Consider the following 18,384-nt stretch of genomic DNA (forward strand, 5'->3'; position numbering starts at 1 on the left):
CCCGATTGCTAGAATCAAAAGAGCACCTGATTGGTATCGTTATCGTCGATTCGACTCCTACCGCAAGAGGTTTTCTTGAAGGCAACCGCGCAAACCCCGGCCGCCCCTCGCCGCCCGCACAGTTCCAAGATCGGCCGGCCGACCAGGGAAGAGGCCGATATCCGGCATGAGGAACTGCTCGATGCCTCGGTCGATCTGTTCCTCGAATACGGCTATGACGGCGCGACGCTTGAACGCATCGCCAGTTCGGTGGGCATGACCAAGCGCACGATCTACTCGCGCCACGAAGACAAGGCCGCGCTGTTCAAGGCCACGGTCCAGCGTGCCATCGAACGGCTGACCGCCGACCAGGACGAAAAGCTCCGCTCGCTGGCGGCGGCGGAACTCGAACTCGCCCTGGTCGAAGTGGCGCGGATGCGCGTGCGGCAGGTGACGAGCCCGATCGGCGTGAAGCTGCAACGGCTGGTGAATGCCGAGGCGTTCCGCTTTCCCGAGATCTTCGTCGCCGCGGCCGAGCAAGTGACCCGGCCGGTGGTGGCCGCGCTGGCGGCGCTGCTGCTGCGCGATGCCGAAAAGGGCCTCATCGTCGCCGGGCGGCCGGAGATGGCCGCCACCGCGTTCATGAGCATGGTGGTGGGCGGCCCGGCGCGCGTGGTCGCCTCGGGCAACCCGGTGGATGAGGCCGAGATGGAGGACCGGATCGCCTATTCCGTCCGGCTCCTGCTCGACGGCCTGCGCCCGCGCGACTGAGAGTCGGCTTGGCAACGCGCGGAAAAGGCGCATTTTACAGCGAGTTCCGGGGCCGGCGAAAGTAATTGATCGCCGAATCGCCTTGATCCGCCGGACTTTTCAGCATGGATCGAAATGACTTCAGAATGAAGACAATTAGCCTGATCTAACGCGGAGACTGGATTGCGGGCCAATATCCGGTCTGCTAGGGTTAACATTACAAACAGAACAAGCTTAACAGCTTCAAGTCTGGCGGTGAGAGGCATGGTTACCGGCACAAGGCCGCACGCGCTGGCGCGCGAATTGCGGCAAATTGCTGATATCTTGGAACAATCCGATCCAGATGATCGGATCAACGGCCATGATCAGGATTCGCTCACGGCGGATCTGATCAGGACCATCGGCGGCCGTGTGCCCAGCGATGATCTCAGCAAAGTCGCCGAGATCATTTATACTGGCAGGCGATTTAGGGACAAGGTGCTGGGGGTCGATCTGTTTGGCGAGGCAGCCTGGGATATACTGCTGGATCTTTATATTTCCGAAAGTCGCGGCCGGCGCGTTTCATTGAAAAGCGCGGCGATTGCTTCGGCCGCGCCGCCGACCACGGCGCATCGCTGGCTGGCGATCCTGGAAGAACGCGGGCTGGTGGTGCGCTGCCGCGATCTGGCCGACGCGCGGCGCATCTATATCCGCCTGACCCAGACCGCCGTCGAGAAGATGACCGCGATCCTCAGGAAGCGGGCCGAAATGCCGAAATAATCGCGGGACGGGGCAGGGCGCCGGCCAGGATGCGTCCGCATCCTCGGGCCCGCGGATCAGGCGTCGGCGCCGTCGAACCCGTCACCCGCGCCGAACGGGCTGCCGCGCTGGCCGACCTCCAGCACATGCAAGGCATGTTCGACATGGACTGCCGGCAGATGCAATTGCCCTTCGTCCAGCATCGCCAGGACATGTCGCAGCAAACCCACCGCCTCGGGTAAAATCGCTTCCGACATAGACCGCTCCACCATCCCGAATAATGTTGACCGGGCCCATACGCCGACTTCACCGCGCGGCCTATACGGCAAACATTCCGAAACGGCATGATGCGTTCGCTGCGCGCGATATTCCGCCAGCCCGCGCGGGGACAGGGCGATCCCGGCCGGTCAGAACCCGGCGCCGCCGAGCTTCCAGGTCATCTCCAGGTAGATGCTGCGGCCCACGCTGTCGAACCAGCTAATGTCGTAATAGGGATAGCTGGCATAAGTCGCGTCCTTCACCGGGTTCTTGTCGAACAGGTTGGTGACGGTCAGCGAGCCGCGCAGGTGATCGGTGAAGTCGTACTGCACGCTCGTGTTGAACAGGTAGCTGGCCTTGATGTAGGCGTCCTCGTCATAATTCGGCAGCTTGCCCAGGCGCGTGCCGGAAAGTGTCCACGAGAGCTGCTCCAGGCTCCAGGTCAGGCTGGCGGTCGACTTGTCGCGCGGGATGTCATAGCCGCTGTCGTAGGCCAGCTTGTTGATCGTCGGATCGCCGGGATACTGGCGGAAGCTGTGCTTGAACACATGGGTGTGCGACGCGGTGAGGGCGAACAGGCCGAAATCGGTCGGCAGGTTGCCGTGGATGGCCACGTCGATGCCGCTGGTCTTCTCGTGGGCGATGTTGATCGGGTTGACCGAGACCGCGTCGAGTTCGCCCTCGTTCACGCCGCTGGCATAGCGCTGCACGCGCGCGATGGCATCCTGGCAAGTGGGGGAGTTGATGTCGACCGCGCTGCCCGCCGTGGTCTCGCCGATCCGGCAATCGGCCTCGTCGCGCAGCAACTGGTCGATCGACAGGTCCTGCACCTGGTTGGCGAGCGATACGCGGAAGTAATCGACCGAGACGTCGAAGTGGCGGCTCGGCTGCCAGACGAAGCCGGCGTTCAGCGACTTGCTGGTTTCCGGCTTGAGCGTGCGGTTGCCGGTGCGCCGGGCGACGATGCCCTCGTCCGAATAGGAGCAGTCGCCGATGTCCTCGTCCGGCTCCTGGGTGCGGCACTGGTAATAGTCGGTGGCGGAGGGATGGGTATTGCCCGGCCCGGTGAACACGTAATGCAGGTCCGGCGCGCGGAAGCCCGTGCCATAGGCCGCGCGCAGCAGCAGGCTGCGCATCGGGCGCAGTTCCAGGCCGCCGTTATAGGTGAACTTGCCGATGGTGTTGCCGGCGAAGCGATAGCTGTCATAGCGCGCCGCGCCCGAAGCCTGCAGGAAGCTGGTGATGGGCACGCGCAATTCGCCGCCCAGCGCCCAGTGGCTGCGGCTGCCGTGGCCGTCGCTGTCCTTGAGGCCATAGTAGTAGTCGGTCAGCGCCAGCGGATCGGGATTGAGATCGTAGCCCTGCTTGCCCCCTTCGGCCACCGCCGCGAAGCCGACCGGGCCGGCGGGCAGATCGAACAGGGCGGTGTTGGTGACCGTTGCCGAAAGATTGTCGGTCCAGCTCTTGGGGCGATAGACCGAATAGGCGGTGATGCCGGCATATTCGGCCTGGGTGAGCGGGGTGTAGAGGCGCGCCGGATCGGCATCGAACACCGGATAGCCGCTGCCCTCGTCCGAGCCGGTCTGCGGGCCCAGGAACAGCGCGTTGGCCTTGGCGGCGATGACTTCGGGGAATTCCACTTTCGCGCGGTATTCGCTGTGGTTGAACGAAACCTCGTAGGCCCATTTGTCCGACAGCGTGCCCCGCACGCCGGGCGTGACGCTGAAAGTGGTCTGCCGGTTGCGCGTCTTCACCTGGCCGAAGCCGCCCGATTCCTCGGGCGTGAACTGGCGGTACCAGTCATCCAGGCGTTCGTCGAAAGCGTTGTAGAACGTGGTGTCGCTGCTGCCCGATGCGTCCTGGAAGCCCCATTCGAGCACGTCGGGCATGAGCGCGACCTTGCTGATGCCGAACTGAGCATCGACGAACAGTTCCAGCGCGTCCGAAATCTCGTAGCCGGCCGAAGCGAAGCTGTTGAAGCCCTCGCGCCGCGAGATCACCGTGCCATAGCCGATCGAGGTGTCGCTGCCGCAGAAGTAGCCGGGCCCGTAGTCATCGAGATCGGGGTCATAGGCGCCGTAGCGCGGCCGCGTGGCATGATAGGTCGACCCGCCGTTGAGGTACGATAGCCCCGCGCAAGTCGCCGCGCCCGGATCGACATATTCGTCGGCATCGGGATCGTATCGCAGGAAGGTGCGCCGGGCGATCGGGCTGGGCGTGGTCGGATTGTCGGCAACGCTGTCCTGTATCCTGCGGTCATAGGCCCAGATCGGCCGTTGCAGCAGGTATTCGACGCCGCCGACGACGTGGAAGCGGTCGGTCGACCAGCCGCTCGTCACCGCCAGGCGGTGCGATGCGCCGCCGCCATGCTCGGTGCGGCCGTGGCGATAGTCGATGGTGGTGCCGTCCACCTTGTCCTTGAGCTTGAAGTTGATGACGCCCGCGATCGCGTCCGAGCCATAGATCGCCGAGGCGCTGCCGCTCAGCACTTCGACCTGCTCGATCATGCTGACCGGGATGTTCGAGATGTCGGTGAAGTTGCTGCGGCCCTGGAAGGGCAGCGGGAAATCGGCGATGCGCCGGCCGTTCACCAGCACCAGCGTGTGGTTGGGGCCAAGCCCGCGCAAGTCCACCTGCTGCGCGCCGGGGGTGAAGCTGGCGCCGCTGAACGACTGCTGGCTCTGCGTTTCGCCCCCGTTCTGCGTGACCGCGCGCAGGATGTCGGGCACGCTGGCATAGCCGTTCTCGCGGATCATCGCGGAATCGATGACGGTGACGGGCGCCGGGCCTTCGGTGGCGACGCGCGGAATACGCGATCCGGTGACGACGATCGCGTCGCCATTCTCCTGCGGATCGCTGTCCTGCGCGAACACGGCCTGGGGCGCGGCCAGTGCCGCGAGCGCGCAGCCAAGCGACAAGGCCCGGCGACCGCGAAATTGATGTGAACCCATGATGCCCCCTCGATTGCCCGCCAGCCCCGCGCGTGCCATGGCGAGCGGGGCCTGCTGCACTGCAACAGTGCACATGTTGCGGAAGTGATCAATCATTTTGACGAAATAGAACTGCACATTATCCTGAAGAGTATACAAAATGTCACAGCCCGCCGGAATCGCGGCGGCCGGCGCAACCGCAAGGAGAACACGATGGGGCAAGGTGCATCGCGCAAGAGGGGGATGTCCCTGCTGGCCGTGCTGGCCATGGCACTGGGGCTGGCCGCTTCTCCCGCCTGGGCGAAGGGGGGCTACCGCCATTTCGTGGAGGGCGATACGCAAGCCCCGCGCACCGAAGCGGTTTCTGGCGGATTGCTGCTGATGGGTGGCGGCGATCGCAATATCGACGCGATGAAATGGTTCTTCGCCCATGCCGGACACGGCCACATCGTGATCCTGCGCGCCTCGCTCGGCCCGGAAATCGGCCAGGAGTTCCACAAGGACATCGGCGGTATCCTTTCGGCCGAGACTTTCGTGTTCAAGGATCGCAAGGCGGCTTATGACCCGAAGATCTTGAAGGCCTTGCGCAAGGCGGACGGGATCTTCATCGCCGGCGGCGACCAGTCGCGCTATGTCCGCTACTGGCGGGGCACGCCGGTGGCCGAAGCGCTCGATGCCCATGTCGCGGCCGGCAAGCCGCTTGGCGGCACCAGCGCCGGCCTCGCCATGCTGGGCGAGAAGCTTTACGGCGCCATGGACGGCGGCAGCCTGACCACGCCCGAGGCGCTGGCCGATCCGTTCGGCCCGGCCAACACCATCGAGGGTGATTTCCTGCACCTGGCCACGCTAAAGGGCATCGTCACCGACACGCATTTCAAGGAGCGTGAGCGTCTGGGCCGGCTGTTCGCCTTTCTTGCCAAGGCGCAGGCCGATCGGCCGGCCGATGCGCTGGCCCTGCTGGGGCTGGGGGTGGATGAAAGCGCGGCGCTGGCGGTGGAAGCCGATGGCAGCGGCCGCGTTTATGCCACCGATCCGGCGGGCAGCGCCTGGCTGGTCAATGGCGCATCGCTGCGTCTGCCGGCGCGTCCGGGGCCGCTCAGGGTGGATCATATCCGCGTGACCGGGGTGGATGCGTCCTCGCGCATCCATTTGCCCGACGGCGCGGTGGAGCGGCCGGCCTTCGTGCGCAACTATGCGGTGCGCGATGGCCAGCCCGTCGAAGTGCCGCTGTGGTCGCTGGCCATCCATGGCGGCGCCGGCGTGATCGCGCCCGGCTCGCTCACGCCCGAGCAGGAGAAAGCCTATCGGGCCGGCCTTGACGAAGCGCTGCGGGCCGGGGCGGCGGTGCTCGACAAGGGGGGGGCATCGCTCGATGCCGTGGCGGCCGCGATCCACGTGCTGGAAGACAATCCACTGTTCAACGCCGGGCGCGGCGCGGTGTTCACCGCGGAAGGGCGCAACGAACTGGATGCCGCGATCATGGACGGGCGTACGATGAAGGCCGGCGCGGTCGCGGGCATCACCCGCACGCGCCACCCGATCGACGCGGCGCGCGCCGTGATGGATCACAGCCCGCACGTGATGCTGACGGGCGCGGGCGCGGATGCTTTCGCCAGGGAGCAGGGCCTTGAACAGGTCGATCCCGCATGGTTCCGCACGGAGGCCCGCTGGCGGCAATTGCAGGAATGGCAGCGGGATCATCAGGCGGTGCTCGATCGCACCCACCTGTTCGGCACGGTCGGCGCGGTGGCGCTCGATGCGGAGGGCAATCTGGCCGCCGCCACCTCCACGGGCGGCATGACCGGCAAGCGCTGGGGCCGGGTGGGCGATTCCCCGATCATCGGCGCGGGCACTTATGCGAAGAACGGCCAATGCGCGGTGTCCGCCACCGGATCGGGCGAATACTTCATCCGCGAAAGCGCCGCCCGGCAGGTCTGCGATCGCGTCACCTTCCTGGGACAGCCGCTGGCGCAGGCCGCGCGGGACACGATCATGGCGGTGGGCGCGATCGGCGGCGACGGGGGCCTGATCGCCATGGGGCTGGAGGGCGTTCCGGCCTTTGCCATCAACGACCTTGGCATGTATCGTGGCCACATCGCCGCCGGCCAGGCCCCGGCAACCGCGATCTATGCCGACGAGCGACCGAGGGACTGATTTGCAACCCACCGGCAGGCTGGACGATATCGATGACCAGCTGCTGGCGCTGCTGCGGCAGGACGCGCGCCAGCCGATCGCGCAGCTGGCCAAGGGGCTGAACATCCCGCGCAGCCAGCTCTACTCGCGCCTTGCCCGGCTGGAGGAGAGCGGGATCGTGGTGGGCTATACCGTGCGGCTTGGCGAAGCCTTCGCGGCAAGCCGCATCCGCGCGCACATGATGATCAAGACGCTGCCGCGTTTCCACCGCGAGGTGGAAGCGGCGCTCGAACGGATCAGCCTGGTCCAGGCGATCCATGCGATCAGCGGCGAATATGACGTCATCGCCATGCTGGAGGCCGAGGACGGGCGCCAGCTCAACGACGTCATCGACGAGATCGGCCTGCTCGAAGGGGTCGAGCGCACGACCACCAGCGTGATCCTGGCCACCAAGCTGGAGCGTTGACCGCGCCCGCCGGTCAGGCGTTTTCCACGACCGTCGCCCGCACGTCTTCCTGGCGCGAGATGGCGACGGCGATGGCAAGGTCGCCGACGACGTTGAGGTTGGTGCGGCACATGTCGAGCAGGCGATCGACGCCGATGACCAGGCCGATGCCTTCGGGGGGAACGCCGATGATGCCGAGCGCGGCGGAGACCAGGGGCAGGGCGCCGGCCGGGATGCCGACCGTGCCGATGCCGCTGAGCATACACATCGCGAACACGGTCAACTGCTGGGTCGGGCCCAGGTTGACCCCGAAGAACTGGGCCAGGAACAGGATGGTCACCGCCGCATAGATGGCGGTGCCGTTCTGGTTGGCGACCGTGCAGATGCCCAGCACGAAGCGCGCCACTTGCGAAGGCACGCCCAGGTTTTCCTGCGCCACCTTAAGCGCGGTGGGCAGCGTGGCGTTGGACGAGGAGGTGGAAAAGGCGATGAAGGCCGCTTCCTGCACCGCCTTGAAGAAGACCAGCGGCCGCATCCCGCCCACGATCCACACGAACGAGGAGAAGACGATGCCGATGTGCAGCGCGAAAGCGAGCAGCACCGTGCCGACATAAGCGCTGAGATGCGCCAGCAGCGTCCAGCCGAACATCACCGTGAGATCGAACATGAAGCAGGCGACGGCGATGGGGGCAAGGCGGATGACGATGCCGATCAGCCACACGCCGACATCGAACAGCCCTTCGATCACCATCAGCAGCTGCTTGCTGCCTTCGGTCCTGACCAGCATCAGCCCGACCCCGAACAGCAGGGCGAAGAAGATGATGCCCAGCAGGTTGTTCTGCGATGCCGCCGAGACGATGTTGGCCGGCACGAGCTGGACGATGGTTCCCAGGATCGTCGGGTGGGTATCCCTGACCACGATGTCGCCCGCTCTGCCCGCCGAATTGAGCAGGGCTTCGGCCGTCACCGGATCGATCCCCTCGCCGGGCTGGAACAGGTTGACGGTGGCCAGCCCGATCAGCGTCGCCAGGGCCGAGGCGGCCAGGATGAAGCCGAGCATCAGCCCGCCCATCCGCCGGAACGCCTTGACGTCACGCAGCCCGGCGATGCTCGTCACCAGTGCCGAGAACAGCAGCGGCAGCACGAGAACGAACAGCAGGCGCAGGAACAGGTTCTCGATCGGCCGGGTGACGTTCGCCATGAAGCCGACCACCCAGGCGGTGCGGCCGATCGTGAGATTGACGATCAGCCCTCCGCCAACGCCCACCGCGAACCCGGCGAGCACCGAAATGTGTGATGACAGATCCGACCAGCGGTTCGACGTGAGTGTTGAAAACACGGCGGGTCTATCGATTTCGCGCGCGGAACCCGCTGTTGGGGGCCAATCGCCTGACGGTGTTCACGGAGCCCTCGCATTCTTTGCTCTGTTTGATTGTTGCTCAGGTTAAGAGAAATATCTGTCGCAAAGCTGTCACGCGGCTTCCTGGAATTCGACGGTCGCACACACGCCGCAACCGTTCGCGCCATTGTTCAGCGAAACCCTGGCGCCCATGCGCTCGGCCAGCGAGCTGACGATCGACAGGCCCAGCCCGCTGCCGACCTGGTCGTTCTCGGCCACGCCGCGATAGAAGCGTTCCCACACCCGTTCGCGGTATTCCTCGGGAATCCCGGGGCCGTCATCCTCGATCTCGATCCGGCCGCGGCCGTCGTGGCGGCCGAGCCGGACGACGACCGAGCCACCGGGCCGGTTGTAGCGGATCGCGTTGTCCACCAGATTGCTGATCAGTTCGGCGGCGAGCAGCGGATGGCCCTTCACCGCGATCGCGCCATCCTCGTCCTGTTCGTAGATCACGTCGATATCGAATTCGGAGAAATGGCCGATTCGCTCGCCCAGGACGGTGGCGGCGGTGGCCGCGAGATCGAACGACATGGTCGGGTCGATCGCCTGCTCGTCGGTCCGCGCCAGCGAGATGAGTTGCTGCAGCAGGCGTTCGAGCGACTGGATGGCGTGGGAGATATCCTGCAGCGCGGTCTGCCCCTGCGGCGAATTCGGCCCGAAGCGATCGAGCAGGCCCAGGTGGACGCGGGCGATCGCCAGCGGCGTGCGCATCTGGTGCGAGGCATTGGTGGTGAACTGCCGCAGCGATTCGGCGGCCTTTTCCATCCGCTCCATCAGGGCGTTGAACGCCAGGATGAACGAAACCGCCTCGCGCGGGGTATCGGGCGACTGCACCAGCCGGAAATGGGCCGGCGGCTCCCGCCGCGCTTCCTCGACTTGCTCGGTCAGGACCGAGAACGGCTTGAGCCCCCAGATGATCGCCTGGTAGAACAGCAGCATGGCGATCATCAGGATCAGCACGCCGCCGCCGATGACCTGCAAGGACTGGCTGAATATATAAGTGCTGCGATCGTCGGTATAATCGCCGACCTGGACGACGAAGGGGTATTTGTCGCCCTCGATCAGCCGGATCTCGGTGGCGATCCGCGCCGCCTTGCCGCCCACCTTGCCGTCCCGCAGATAGGCCGCCTGGATCACGGTCTTCGCGTCGTCCGGGTCGCCATAGCCGCTGTACATCCTGGTCTTGCGATAGGAATCGGGAAAGGCGGCGGGCTGGCGGTGGTCGGCCCTGGGGGCGGTGGCGTCATAGCCCGGCGGCGGGGTGAGCGCGGGCAGACCGGCGACCAGCTTGTCGCCGTGATGGATGCTGTAGAACGTCGCCGGTTGCGAGCGCCGCTGCAGAAGATGGACCGCGAGCGGGACGAGACGCGGCCGCATGTCGGGCTCGGCATCGAGCGCGACGCTGAGTGTCCGCACCGATCCGACCAGCACCCGGTCCGAAGTCACGTTGATCGTCTTGGCGATGACCCAGCAGGCGATGCCGCCGAAGATCACGACCAGCGCGGCCAACGGAAGCATGACGGCGCCCGTCAGGCGGGCGCGAAGCGAACCGAACATTCCTCTCACCTGTTTGCGCCGACTCTCACGCCGATGGTCACTTCGCGTCGATCATGTAGCCCAGGCCACGGATCGTGCGGATCACGGGGCCATTTGGCAGAAGCTTGCGCCGAAGACGGGCAACGTAGACCTCCAGCGCATTGGGCGCCACGGCATCGTTGAAGTTGAACACTTCGGCCGCCAGCCGTTCCTTGGTCACGACTTTGCCGGGACGGTTCAGCAGCGTTTCCAGCACGGCCAGTTCGCGGCGGCGCAGCTCGATCGCGGTATCGTTGAGATAGGCGGTGCGGCTCAGCCGATCAAACGTCAGCTCGCCGATCTTCAGCACCGGATCGGGCGTGCCCTGCCCCCGGCGCGCGAGTGCCCGCACGCGCGATTCCAGCTCCCTGAGGTGAAAGGGCTTGGCCAGATAGTCATCGGCACCCTGGTCCAGCCCGTTGACGCGATCGGCCAGCGAATCCCGCGCGGTCGAAATCAGGATCGGGGTGTTGACGCTGCGGCGCCTGAGCCGTTGCAGCACTTCCAGCCCGTCCAGATCGGGCAGCCCAAGATCGAGCACGATGGCGGAATAAGGCACGCTTTCGGCGATCTGCAAGGCCTCCTCCCCCGATGACAATATGTCCACGACAAAACCGGCGGCGTTCAGCAACACTTCCATCCCACGTGCGAGACGGCGGTCATCTTCAACAATCATGATCCGCAATTGTCCCTCCCGATCGAGGTTGCGGCATCCCTCATCCCTGTATCTTCTTATGTTTCTGGAATTTCTGGCAAACCGAAGGACCGTTACCGACCCGTCCTCGAATCGAGCACGTTGGCACACAAGCATGTCGGCCAGAAGACAGGGCATTGCGAATCAGGAGTCAAGCATTCCTTTCGCATCGCGGCGTCGCGAGTCGCCCCGCCGGGGTCGCGCCGTCGCGCGCCCGGCGGCGAAGGAGGATGCCCCGTCGGGATACGTGGAACAGCGACAGCTTCATGACAGGTAAGCAGCCATATGCTGGCCTTCTCAACGGTCGGCACGCGCGGGTCGCAACAAGGCACTCCGCAGATACCTGATAAGCGGGACCGTGAGATGTCGGGAGGGGGGCAGTGCGGTCATTCGCCGCACTAACGTTCAAAAATAGGGGAACTCGATGTCAATCATTCAGCCTAGTCGATCCAGTCGCTCGAGCGAGCGGATATCCCTCCTTGGTGGCAGTAGCATGGCACTTGCCCTGGCTATCCAGTTCGCCGTCATCGCACCTGCCCATGCGCAGGAAGCGCCCGCGCCGGCCGAAGAGTCCGTGGCGGCCGATGGCGCGGCCGAACCGGCCGGTGAAATCACCGTCACCGGCTCGCGCATCGTGCGCAACGGCTATGACACGCCGACGCCGATCACGGTCGTCAGCACGCAGGATCTTCAGGCATCGGCCCCGGCCAACGTCGCCGACTACGTCAACCAGCTCCCGGCCATTTCGGGCAGTTCCACCCCGGCCAACAACCAGCGCGGCCTGACCAGCGGCGCGGCGGGCCTCAACACCGTCAGCATGCGCAACCTGGGCAGCGGCCGCACGCTGGTCCTGATCGACGGGCACCGCACGGTCGCCTCCACGATGGACGGCGCGGTGGACACCAACCTGGTGCCGCAGGGCCTGATCAAGAGCATCGAAATCGTCACCGGCGGCGCTTCGTCGGTCTATGGCTCGGACGCCGTCGCCGGCGTCGTCAACTACATCCTCGACCGCGACTACACCGGCATCAAGGGCGATCTCAGCTATGGCGAGACCACCTATGGCGATGACAACACCTACCGCGCGACGTTGACGGCGGGCATGAAGTTCGGCGGCGGACGCGGCCATTTCCTGCTCAACGGCACGATCATCCAGCGCGACGGCATCAACGGCGTGCCGCGCGAATGGGCGGACAAGGGCCGCTACCTGACGCAGAATCCGGCTTACGTGCCGGGCAACGGGCAGCCGCAGTACATGCCCGCCAACTATGCCGGCCTGAACGTGGTGACCGGGGGCGGCATCATCGTGAACGGCCCGGCCCGGGGCGTCTATTTCGGCGAGGGCGGTACGCTCAACCACTACGACTATGGCGACAACTACAATCCGGCGGGCAACGGCGAATGGACGATCGGCGGTGACTGGAAGGTCAACCAGCATATCGACGGCACCTCGCTGCAGCCGGCCGAACGGATGCGCGGCATCTATGGCCGCCTGAGCTATGACATCTTCGACAACGTCAATGTCTACGGCGAATTCTCGTACAACCGCAGCTATGGCCTGAACTGGGGCGGCCGCCAGACCGATCGCGGCAATATCCCGATCGCCTGCGACAACGCCTTCATCCCGACGGCGCTGCTGGCCCAGTATCCCTCGCTGGCCTGCGGCACGCGCGCGCCCGGCACCACCTCGTTCTCGATGGGTTCGTACAATGCGGACTATCCCACGCGCGAGAGTGACAACCTGCGCCAGGTCTATCGCTACGTCGTGGGCGCCGAAGGCAACTTCAACCTGCTGAAGACCAACTGGAAATGGGATGCCTATTACCAGAAGGGCATCGCCAAGAACCGCATCTCGCTGATCTCGGCCAACCGCGTGAAGCTCAGCTACGCGCAGGACGCGGTGTGGAACGATGATCATAGCCAGATCGTCTGCCGCGTCACGCGCAACGGCAGCACCGATCCGCTGGCCGATGGCTGCGTGCCCTACAATCGCTTCGGCATCGGCGTGAACTCGCAGGACGCCCTCGATTACGTCATGGGCAATCCCTGGACGAAGCAGCGGCTGCAGCAGGATGTCGGCGCGATCAACTTCAGCACCGAGATCGACAATCCCTGGCTCAAGCCGATCGGGCTGGCCTTCGGCTTCGAGCACCGGCGCGAGGCAGTCTCCGGCTATACGCCCGAATTCGCCAAGAGCGGTTGGTACAGCGGCAACTTCGCCGACACGGTGGGCCACTACAACGTCAACGAAGGCTATGTCGAAACCCTGGTCTCGCTGCCGCTGAACGTCGAGTTCAACGGCGCCGCGCGTCTGACCAGCTATCAGCTCGCCGGCGAAGTGGTGACCTGGAAGACCGGCTTCACCTGGAGCCCGATCAGCGATCTGCGCGTGCGCGTGGTGCGGTCCAAGGATATCCGCGCGCCTAACCTTTCGGAACTGTTCGTGGCCGGCGGCGGCAACACCAACGCGCTGCTCAATCCGTGGTCGGGCGCCAATGCCCGCTATCGCGGCGTGCCGCAGGGCAACCTCAACCTGAAGCCCGAAAAGGCCGATACCTGGAGCCTGGGTGTCGTCTACCGGCCTTCCTTCGTGCCGGGCTTCGGCCTGTCGGTCGACTTCTATGACATCAAGATCAAGGGCGCGATCGATTCGCTGAGCGCGCAGCAGATCGTCGATCGCTGCTTCGAAGGGAACGAGGACCTCTGCCAGCAGATCGCGCTGTCCATGCCCGACAACCTGGCCGCGCCGCGCTATGCCTATGGCGACGGCTGGAACCGGACCACCGGCCCCGTGCCCGGCTTTGCCGATTTCTGGGTCTATACCGTCCAGTACAACTATGTCGGCCTGCGCGCGAAAGGTCTGGACTTCGAAGTCAGCTACCAGACGCCGCTGGATCGGATTTCGGAAAACCTGCCTGGCACGCTCAGCATCCGGGGCCTGGCCAACCGCGCGATCGACCGGATCACCGACAACGGCACCCAGGCGCCGACCGACATCGTCGGCCAGAACACCGGCTCGCTGCCGACCTGGAAGTATCGCGTCACGGCCAACTACGTGGTGGATGACTTCACGATGCAGCTTACCGGCCGCGGCTTCAGCGGCGGCGTGTTCAACAACAATTACGTTGAATGCACCTCGGGCTGCCCGGCGTCGACCAGCATCAACCGGACGATCTCGGACAACCACTTGCCCGGCGCCTTCTATGTCGACGCCTATCTGTCGCACAAGTTCGGGCTGGGCGGTGTGAACGGCGATCTGTACCTGCAGATCAACAACCTGTTCAACAAGGATCCGGCCCTGGTCGGCGCGGGTCCGTCCGACACGTCGAGCCCCGATCCGGGCACCAACCGCTCGCTCTACGACTATCTGGGCCGCACCTTCAGGATCGGTCTCCGGTTCGATCTGGGAGGCTGATCCCCGGATAACGACTGCGAATGAATGAAGTTGAATAAGGGTGTCCCGCCGCGTTGGCGGGACACCTGAAGCTTGCCGGCCACGGTCGTGGCCCACTGAAGGGGAACAGAAATGCGCGGTTTTCTGCTGACTACCACGATACTTGCCGCCTTTGCGATCACGCCCGCCCAGGCCCAGCTCGCTCCTGCCACCAGCGCGCCCGTCACGGCGCCCGAGGCGATGCTTCCGGCCAAGCCCGGCAGCGATTACTTCCTGGCCAACTACACGCAGATCTCGGCCTGGCTGCAGAAGATCGCCACCGAGAGCGACCGGATGAAGCTGATCAGCATCGGCAAGACCGCGGAAGGCCGCGAGCAGTACATGGCGATCGTGTCATCGCCCGAGAACATCAAGAATCTTGAGCATTACCGGCAGATTTCGCAGAAGCTGGCGCTGGCCAAGGGGCTGACCGACGATCAGGCGCACGCGCTGGCCCGTGAAGGCAAGGCCGTCGTCTGGATCGACGCGGGCCTGCACGCGACCGAAATCGTCAACGCGCAGACCCATATCCAGATCATTCACGAAATGCTGACCAAGAATGATCCCGAAACGCTGCGGCTGCTGAACGACGACATCATGCTGTTCGTCTTCGCCAACCCGGACGGTCTGGAACTGGTGGCCAACTGGTACATGCGGCCGACCGATCCGCAGAAGCGCAAGACCGATTCGATCCCGGTGCTTTACCAGAAGTATATCGGCCACGACGACAACCGCGACAGCTTTGCCTCCACCCAGCCCGAAACCACCAACATGAACCGCGCGGGCTATCGCGAATGGTTCCCGCAGATCCTCTACAACCAGCACCAGACCGGCCCTGAAGGCGCGGTGGTGTTCATCCCGCCGTTCCGCGATCCCTACAACTTCAACAACGAGCCGCTCGTCATCAACCAGACCGATGTCGTCGGCGAGATGATGCACGCGCGCCTGGTCAGCCAGGGCAAGGGCGGCTCGGTGATGCGTTCGGGCGCGCCGTATTCCACCTGGTTCAACGGCGGCATCCGCACGATCGGCTATTTCCACAACCAGATCGGCATCCTGACCGAGATCATCGGCAATCCCACGCCGATGGAGATCCCCCTCGTGCTCGACAAGGCGCTGCCGCGCCAGGACGAGGTGCTGCCGATCGCACCGCAGAAGTGGCACTTCCAGCAGTCGATCGACTACGTGAAGGAAATGAGCCGCGCGATCCTCGACTACGCGTCGCGCTATCGCGAGGTGGTGCTGTACAATCGCTACGTCATGGGCCGCAACCAGATCGAGAAGGGCAGCCAGGACAGCTGGGTGATCACGCCCAAGGGGCTGGAAGCCGTGCGCGAAGCGGCCGACAAGATGGCCGGCGGCGACAAGGGGCCGGAAACCACTGGCCCCACGGTCGTCGGTCGCGGCGCCCGGCCGGTTCCCTCCAGCCTTTACACCAGCGTGCTGCAGGACCCGGCGAAGCGTATGCCGCGCGCCTATATCCTGCCGGCCGACAGCCAGCCGGACATGCCCACCACGGTCAAGTTCCTGAACGCCCTGATCAAGACCGGCGTCGAGGTGGAACGCGCACCGGCGCCGTTCAGCTTCGGCGGGAAATCCTATCCGGCGGGCTCCTTCGTGGTACGCACCGACCAGGCGTTCCGTCCGCACGTGCTCGACATGTTCGAGCCGCAGGACCACCCGCACGATTTCTCCTATCCGGGCGGCCCGCCGATCAAGCCTTATGACATCACCGGCTACACCCTCGCGCTTCAGATGAACGTGAAGTTCGACCGGATGCTCGACGGCGCGCCCCAGCCGTTCCCGCAAGTGTCCGACGTGATGGACGCGCCTCCCGCGGGCCGCGTGATCGGTGACGGATCGGCCGGCTATGTCGTCAGCCACGCGACCAACAACAGCTTCATCCTGTCGAACCGTCTGCTGAAGGCCGGGCTGCCGGTGTTCTGGCTGAAGGACCAGGCCAGCGTCGGCGACCAGACGATGGCGCCGGGCGCGCTGTGGATTCCGGCATCGGCCAAGGCGCAGGCGATCGTCGCGCAAAGCGTCGGCCCGCTCGGCATCGATGCCTATGCGGTGGGGGCGAAGCCGGCCGGCGACACGATGGCGGTCAAGCCGGTCCGCATCGGCCTGGTCGATCTCTACGGCGGCTCGATGGCGTCGGGCTGGACGCGCTGGATCTTCGAGAATTTCGAGTTCCCCTATACGCTCGTGTTCCCGCAGGAGCTGGACAAGGGCGGGCTCGAAAAGAAGTACGACGTGCTGGTCTTCCAGAGCGACGTGCTGGGCCGCGAAGGCGGTGGCCGCGGGCAGCCGGCCGCGGCGGACATCCCGGCCGAGTTCCGCGCGCGCCTGGGCACGATCACCAAGGACAAGAGCTATCCGCAGATCGCCGCTTTCGCCAAGGCGGGCGGCACCGTGATCGCGGTCGGCAATGCCGCGCAGCTGGGCGTCGATCTGGGCCTGCCGGTCACGAACGTGCTCAACCCCACCGGCCCCGACGGCAAGGCGACGCCGCTGCCTTCGACCAAGTTCTACGTGCCCGGCTCGATCCTTACCACGCGGGTCAATCCGAGCGATCCGCTCGCTTATGGCGTGCCGGAAACGGTGAACATCTTCTACAACAACAACCCGGTCTTCTCCGGCGCGGGCGATAGCCCCGCGGTGCGCAAGGTCGGCGGGTTCTACAATGACGATCCGCTGGTTTCGGGCTGGGCCTGGGGCCAGAAGCTGCTGAATGGCAAGGCGACGATCGTCGATGCCTCGCTCGGCAAGGGCCACGTCCTGCTGCTCGCCCCGGAAGTGACGCAGCGCGGCCAGCCTTATCCGACGTTCAAGTTCCTGTTCAACGGGCTCTTCTACGGGCCCAGCATGAAAGGACAGACCGCGGCCCTGACGACTGGCGCCACTGCCCCACAACGCGCCGAGTAAGGGCCGGGGAGGGAGCGGTCGGACGAGCCGCTCCCTCCCCCCACCGCGTTTCCCCGCCGGTGTCGGCGGGGGCGCGGCTCACATCCCCGTTCCGCATAGCGATCTTCGCCGGTCAGCCCTCGATGAAGGCAAGCAGATCGGGATTGATCACCTCGGGATGCGTGGTGCACATTCCGTGCGGCAGACCCTGATAGGTCTTGAGCGTGCCGTTCTTGAGCAGCCGCGCCGATAGCGGCGCCGAATCGGCGTAAGGCACGATCTGGTCGTCATCGCCATGCATGACCAGGGTAGGGACCGCGATCGCTTTCAGGTCATCGGTGAAGTCCGTTTCGGAAAAGGCCTTGATGCAGTCGTAATGCGGCTTGGCGCCGCCCATCATGCCTTGCCGCCACCAGTTCTCGATCACGCCCTGGCTGACTTGCGCCCCCGGCCGGTTATAGCCGTAGAATGGCCCGGAAGGGACATCGCGGAAGAACTGCGCCCGGTTGGCGACCAGCGCGGCGCGAAAGCCGTCGAACACCGCGATCGGCAGGCCGCCGGGATTCGCATCGGACTGGACCATGATCGGCGGCACCGCGCCGATCAGCACCGCCTTGGCGACGCGTCCCGGTTTCGCGCGCGCGACATAGCGCGCCACTTCGCCGCCGCCGGTCGAATGGCCGATGTGGACGGCATCCTTCAGGTCGAGCCGGTCGGTCAGCGTCGCGACGTCGGCGGCGTAAGTGTCCATCTCGTTGCCCGTCCAGGTCTGGGTCGAGCGGCCGTGCCCGCGCCGGTCATGCGCGATCACGCGATAGCCGTGCAGCAGGAAGAACATCATCTGGTTGTCCCAGTCGTCGCCCGTAAGCGGCCAGCCGTGATGGAACACGATCGGCCGGGCGTCGCTGGGCCCCCAGTCCTTGTAATAGATCTCGGTGCCGTCATTCGTCGTGATCGTGGGCATGTCACTGCATCCTTTGGTTGCGCAGGGTGGGGGGCGTGAAAAGGCGAGGGCGGATCACCGCTGGCGCGGCATGCCGGGTGGCGGACACCGAGCGGCGGAACCGAGTGGCGGGCAAGGGGAAAGCCGCGATCATGGCAGGGCTCCGTGCAGCGGGTCGGGGAAAGCCGCAAGACCGGCCC

The 18,384-nt window shown here is 65.2% G+C and carries 12 protein-coding genes; 6 read left to right on the forward strand and 6 right to left on the reverse strand.

The genetic code is table 11. The features are described 5' to 3' along the window. The first annotated feature begins 75 nt into the window (after window positions 1-75). Complete coding sequence (locus PYV00_RS05645) at window positions 76-750, forward strand: TetR/AcrR family transcriptional regulator (RefSeq protein ID WP_275227299.1); 675 nt, start codon at window positions 76-78, stop codon at window positions 748-750. Between the two features lie 162 nt (window positions 751-912). Beyond that, on the forward strand, window positions 913-1,488 hold the full coding sequence (locus PYV00_RS05650) for a MarR family winged helix-turn-helix transcriptional regulator (RefSeq protein ID WP_275227300.1): 576 nt from the start codon (window positions 913-915) through the stop codon (window positions 1,486-1,488). A gap of 56 nt (window positions 1,489-1,544) precedes the next feature. Here PYV00_RS05650 and PYV00_RS05655 read toward each other — a convergent pair whose 3' ends face one another. Both PYV00_RS05655 and PYV00_RS05660 read right to left on the reverse strand, forming a co-directional pair. After that, entirely contained in the window at window positions 1,545-1,724 is a 180-nt protein-coding gene (locus PYV00_RS05655) for a hypothetical protein (protein WP_275227301.1), read from the reverse strand. A gap of 150 nt (window positions 1,725-1,874) precedes the next feature. Continuing rightward, entirely contained in the window at window positions 1,875-4,751 is a 2,877-nt protein-coding gene (locus tag PYV00_RS05660; protein ID WP_275227302.1) for a TonB-dependent receptor plug domain-containing protein, read from the reverse strand. 147 nt (window positions 4,752-4,898) lie between these two features. Between PYV00_RS05660 and PYV00_RS24350 the strand changes: the two genes are divergently transcribed. After that, the gene (locus PYV00_RS24350; RefSeq protein ID WP_342803799.1) at window positions 4,899-6,809 is read left to right on the forward strand and encodes an isoaspartyl peptidase/L-asparaginase; all 1,911 of its coding nucleotides are present in this window, start codon (window positions 4,899-4,901) and stop codon (window positions 6,807-6,809) included. A gap of 1 nt (window position 6,810) precedes the next feature. Further along, window positions 6,811-7,254: an Lrp/AsnC family transcriptional regulator gene (locus tag PYV00_RS05675; protein WP_275227303.1), complete on the forward strand. Its 444-nt coding sequence runs from the start codon at window positions 6,811-6,813 to the stop codon at window positions 7,252-7,254. A gap of 13 nt (window positions 7,255-7,267) precedes the next feature. On the opposite strand, the gene PYV00_RS05680 is transcribed toward PYV00_RS05675, so the two are convergent. The 3 genes from PYV00_RS05680 to PYV00_RS05690 form a co-directional block, all read right to left on the reverse strand. Further along, complete coding sequence (locus PYV00_RS05680) at window positions 7,268-8,572, reverse strand: dicarboxylate/amino acid:cation symporter (protein WP_275227304.1); 1,305 nt, start codon at window positions 8,570-8,572, stop codon at window positions 7,268-7,270. A 132-nt stretch (window positions 8,573-8,704) separates the two neighbouring features. Next, complete coding sequence (locus tag PYV00_RS05685; protein WP_275227305.1) at window positions 8,705-10,189, reverse strand: sensor histidine kinase; 1,485 nt, start codon at window positions 10,187-10,189, stop codon at window positions 8,705-8,707. 37 nt (window positions 10,190-10,226) lie between these two features. Beyond that, window positions 10,227-10,892, reverse strand: a complete 666-nt coding sequence (locus PYV00_RS05690) for a response regulator (RefSeq protein WP_275227306.1) — start codon at window positions 10,890-10,892, stop codon at window positions 10,227-10,229. Between the two features lie 502 nt (window positions 10,893-11,394). Between PYV00_RS05690 and PYV00_RS05695 the strand changes: the two genes are divergently transcribed. Together PYV00_RS05695 and PYV00_RS05700 are read left to right on the forward strand one after the other, a co-directional pair. After that, window positions 11,395-14,316, forward strand: a complete 2,922-nt coding sequence (locus PYV00_RS05695) for a TonB-dependent receptor domain-containing protein (RefSeq protein ID WP_275227307.1) — start codon at window positions 11,395-11,397, stop codon at window positions 14,314-14,316. 111 nt (window positions 14,317-14,427) lie between these two features. Continuing rightward, window positions 14,428-17,262, forward strand: coding sequence for a M14 family metallopeptidase (locus PYV00_RS05700; protein ID WP_275227308.1), 2,835 nt, complete (start codon window positions 14,428-14,430; stop codon window positions 17,260-17,262). A 112-nt stretch (window positions 17,263-17,374) separates the two neighbouring features. On the opposite strand, the gene PYV00_RS05705 is transcribed toward PYV00_RS05700, so the two are convergent. Beyond that, window positions 17,375-18,205 carry an alpha/beta fold hydrolase gene (locus tag PYV00_RS05705; protein WP_275227309.1) on the reverse strand — a complete coding sequence of 277 codons (831 nt, stop codon included), beginning with the start codon at window positions 18,203-18,205 and terminating at the stop codon, window positions 17,375-17,377. Window positions 18,206-18,384: the final 179 nt, after the last annotated feature.

Source organism: Novosphingobium album (ex Liu et al. 2023) (genome assembly GCF_029076845.1).
GTDB lineage: Bacteria > Pseudomonadota > Alphaproteobacteria > Sphingomonadales > Sphingomonadaceae > Novosphingobium.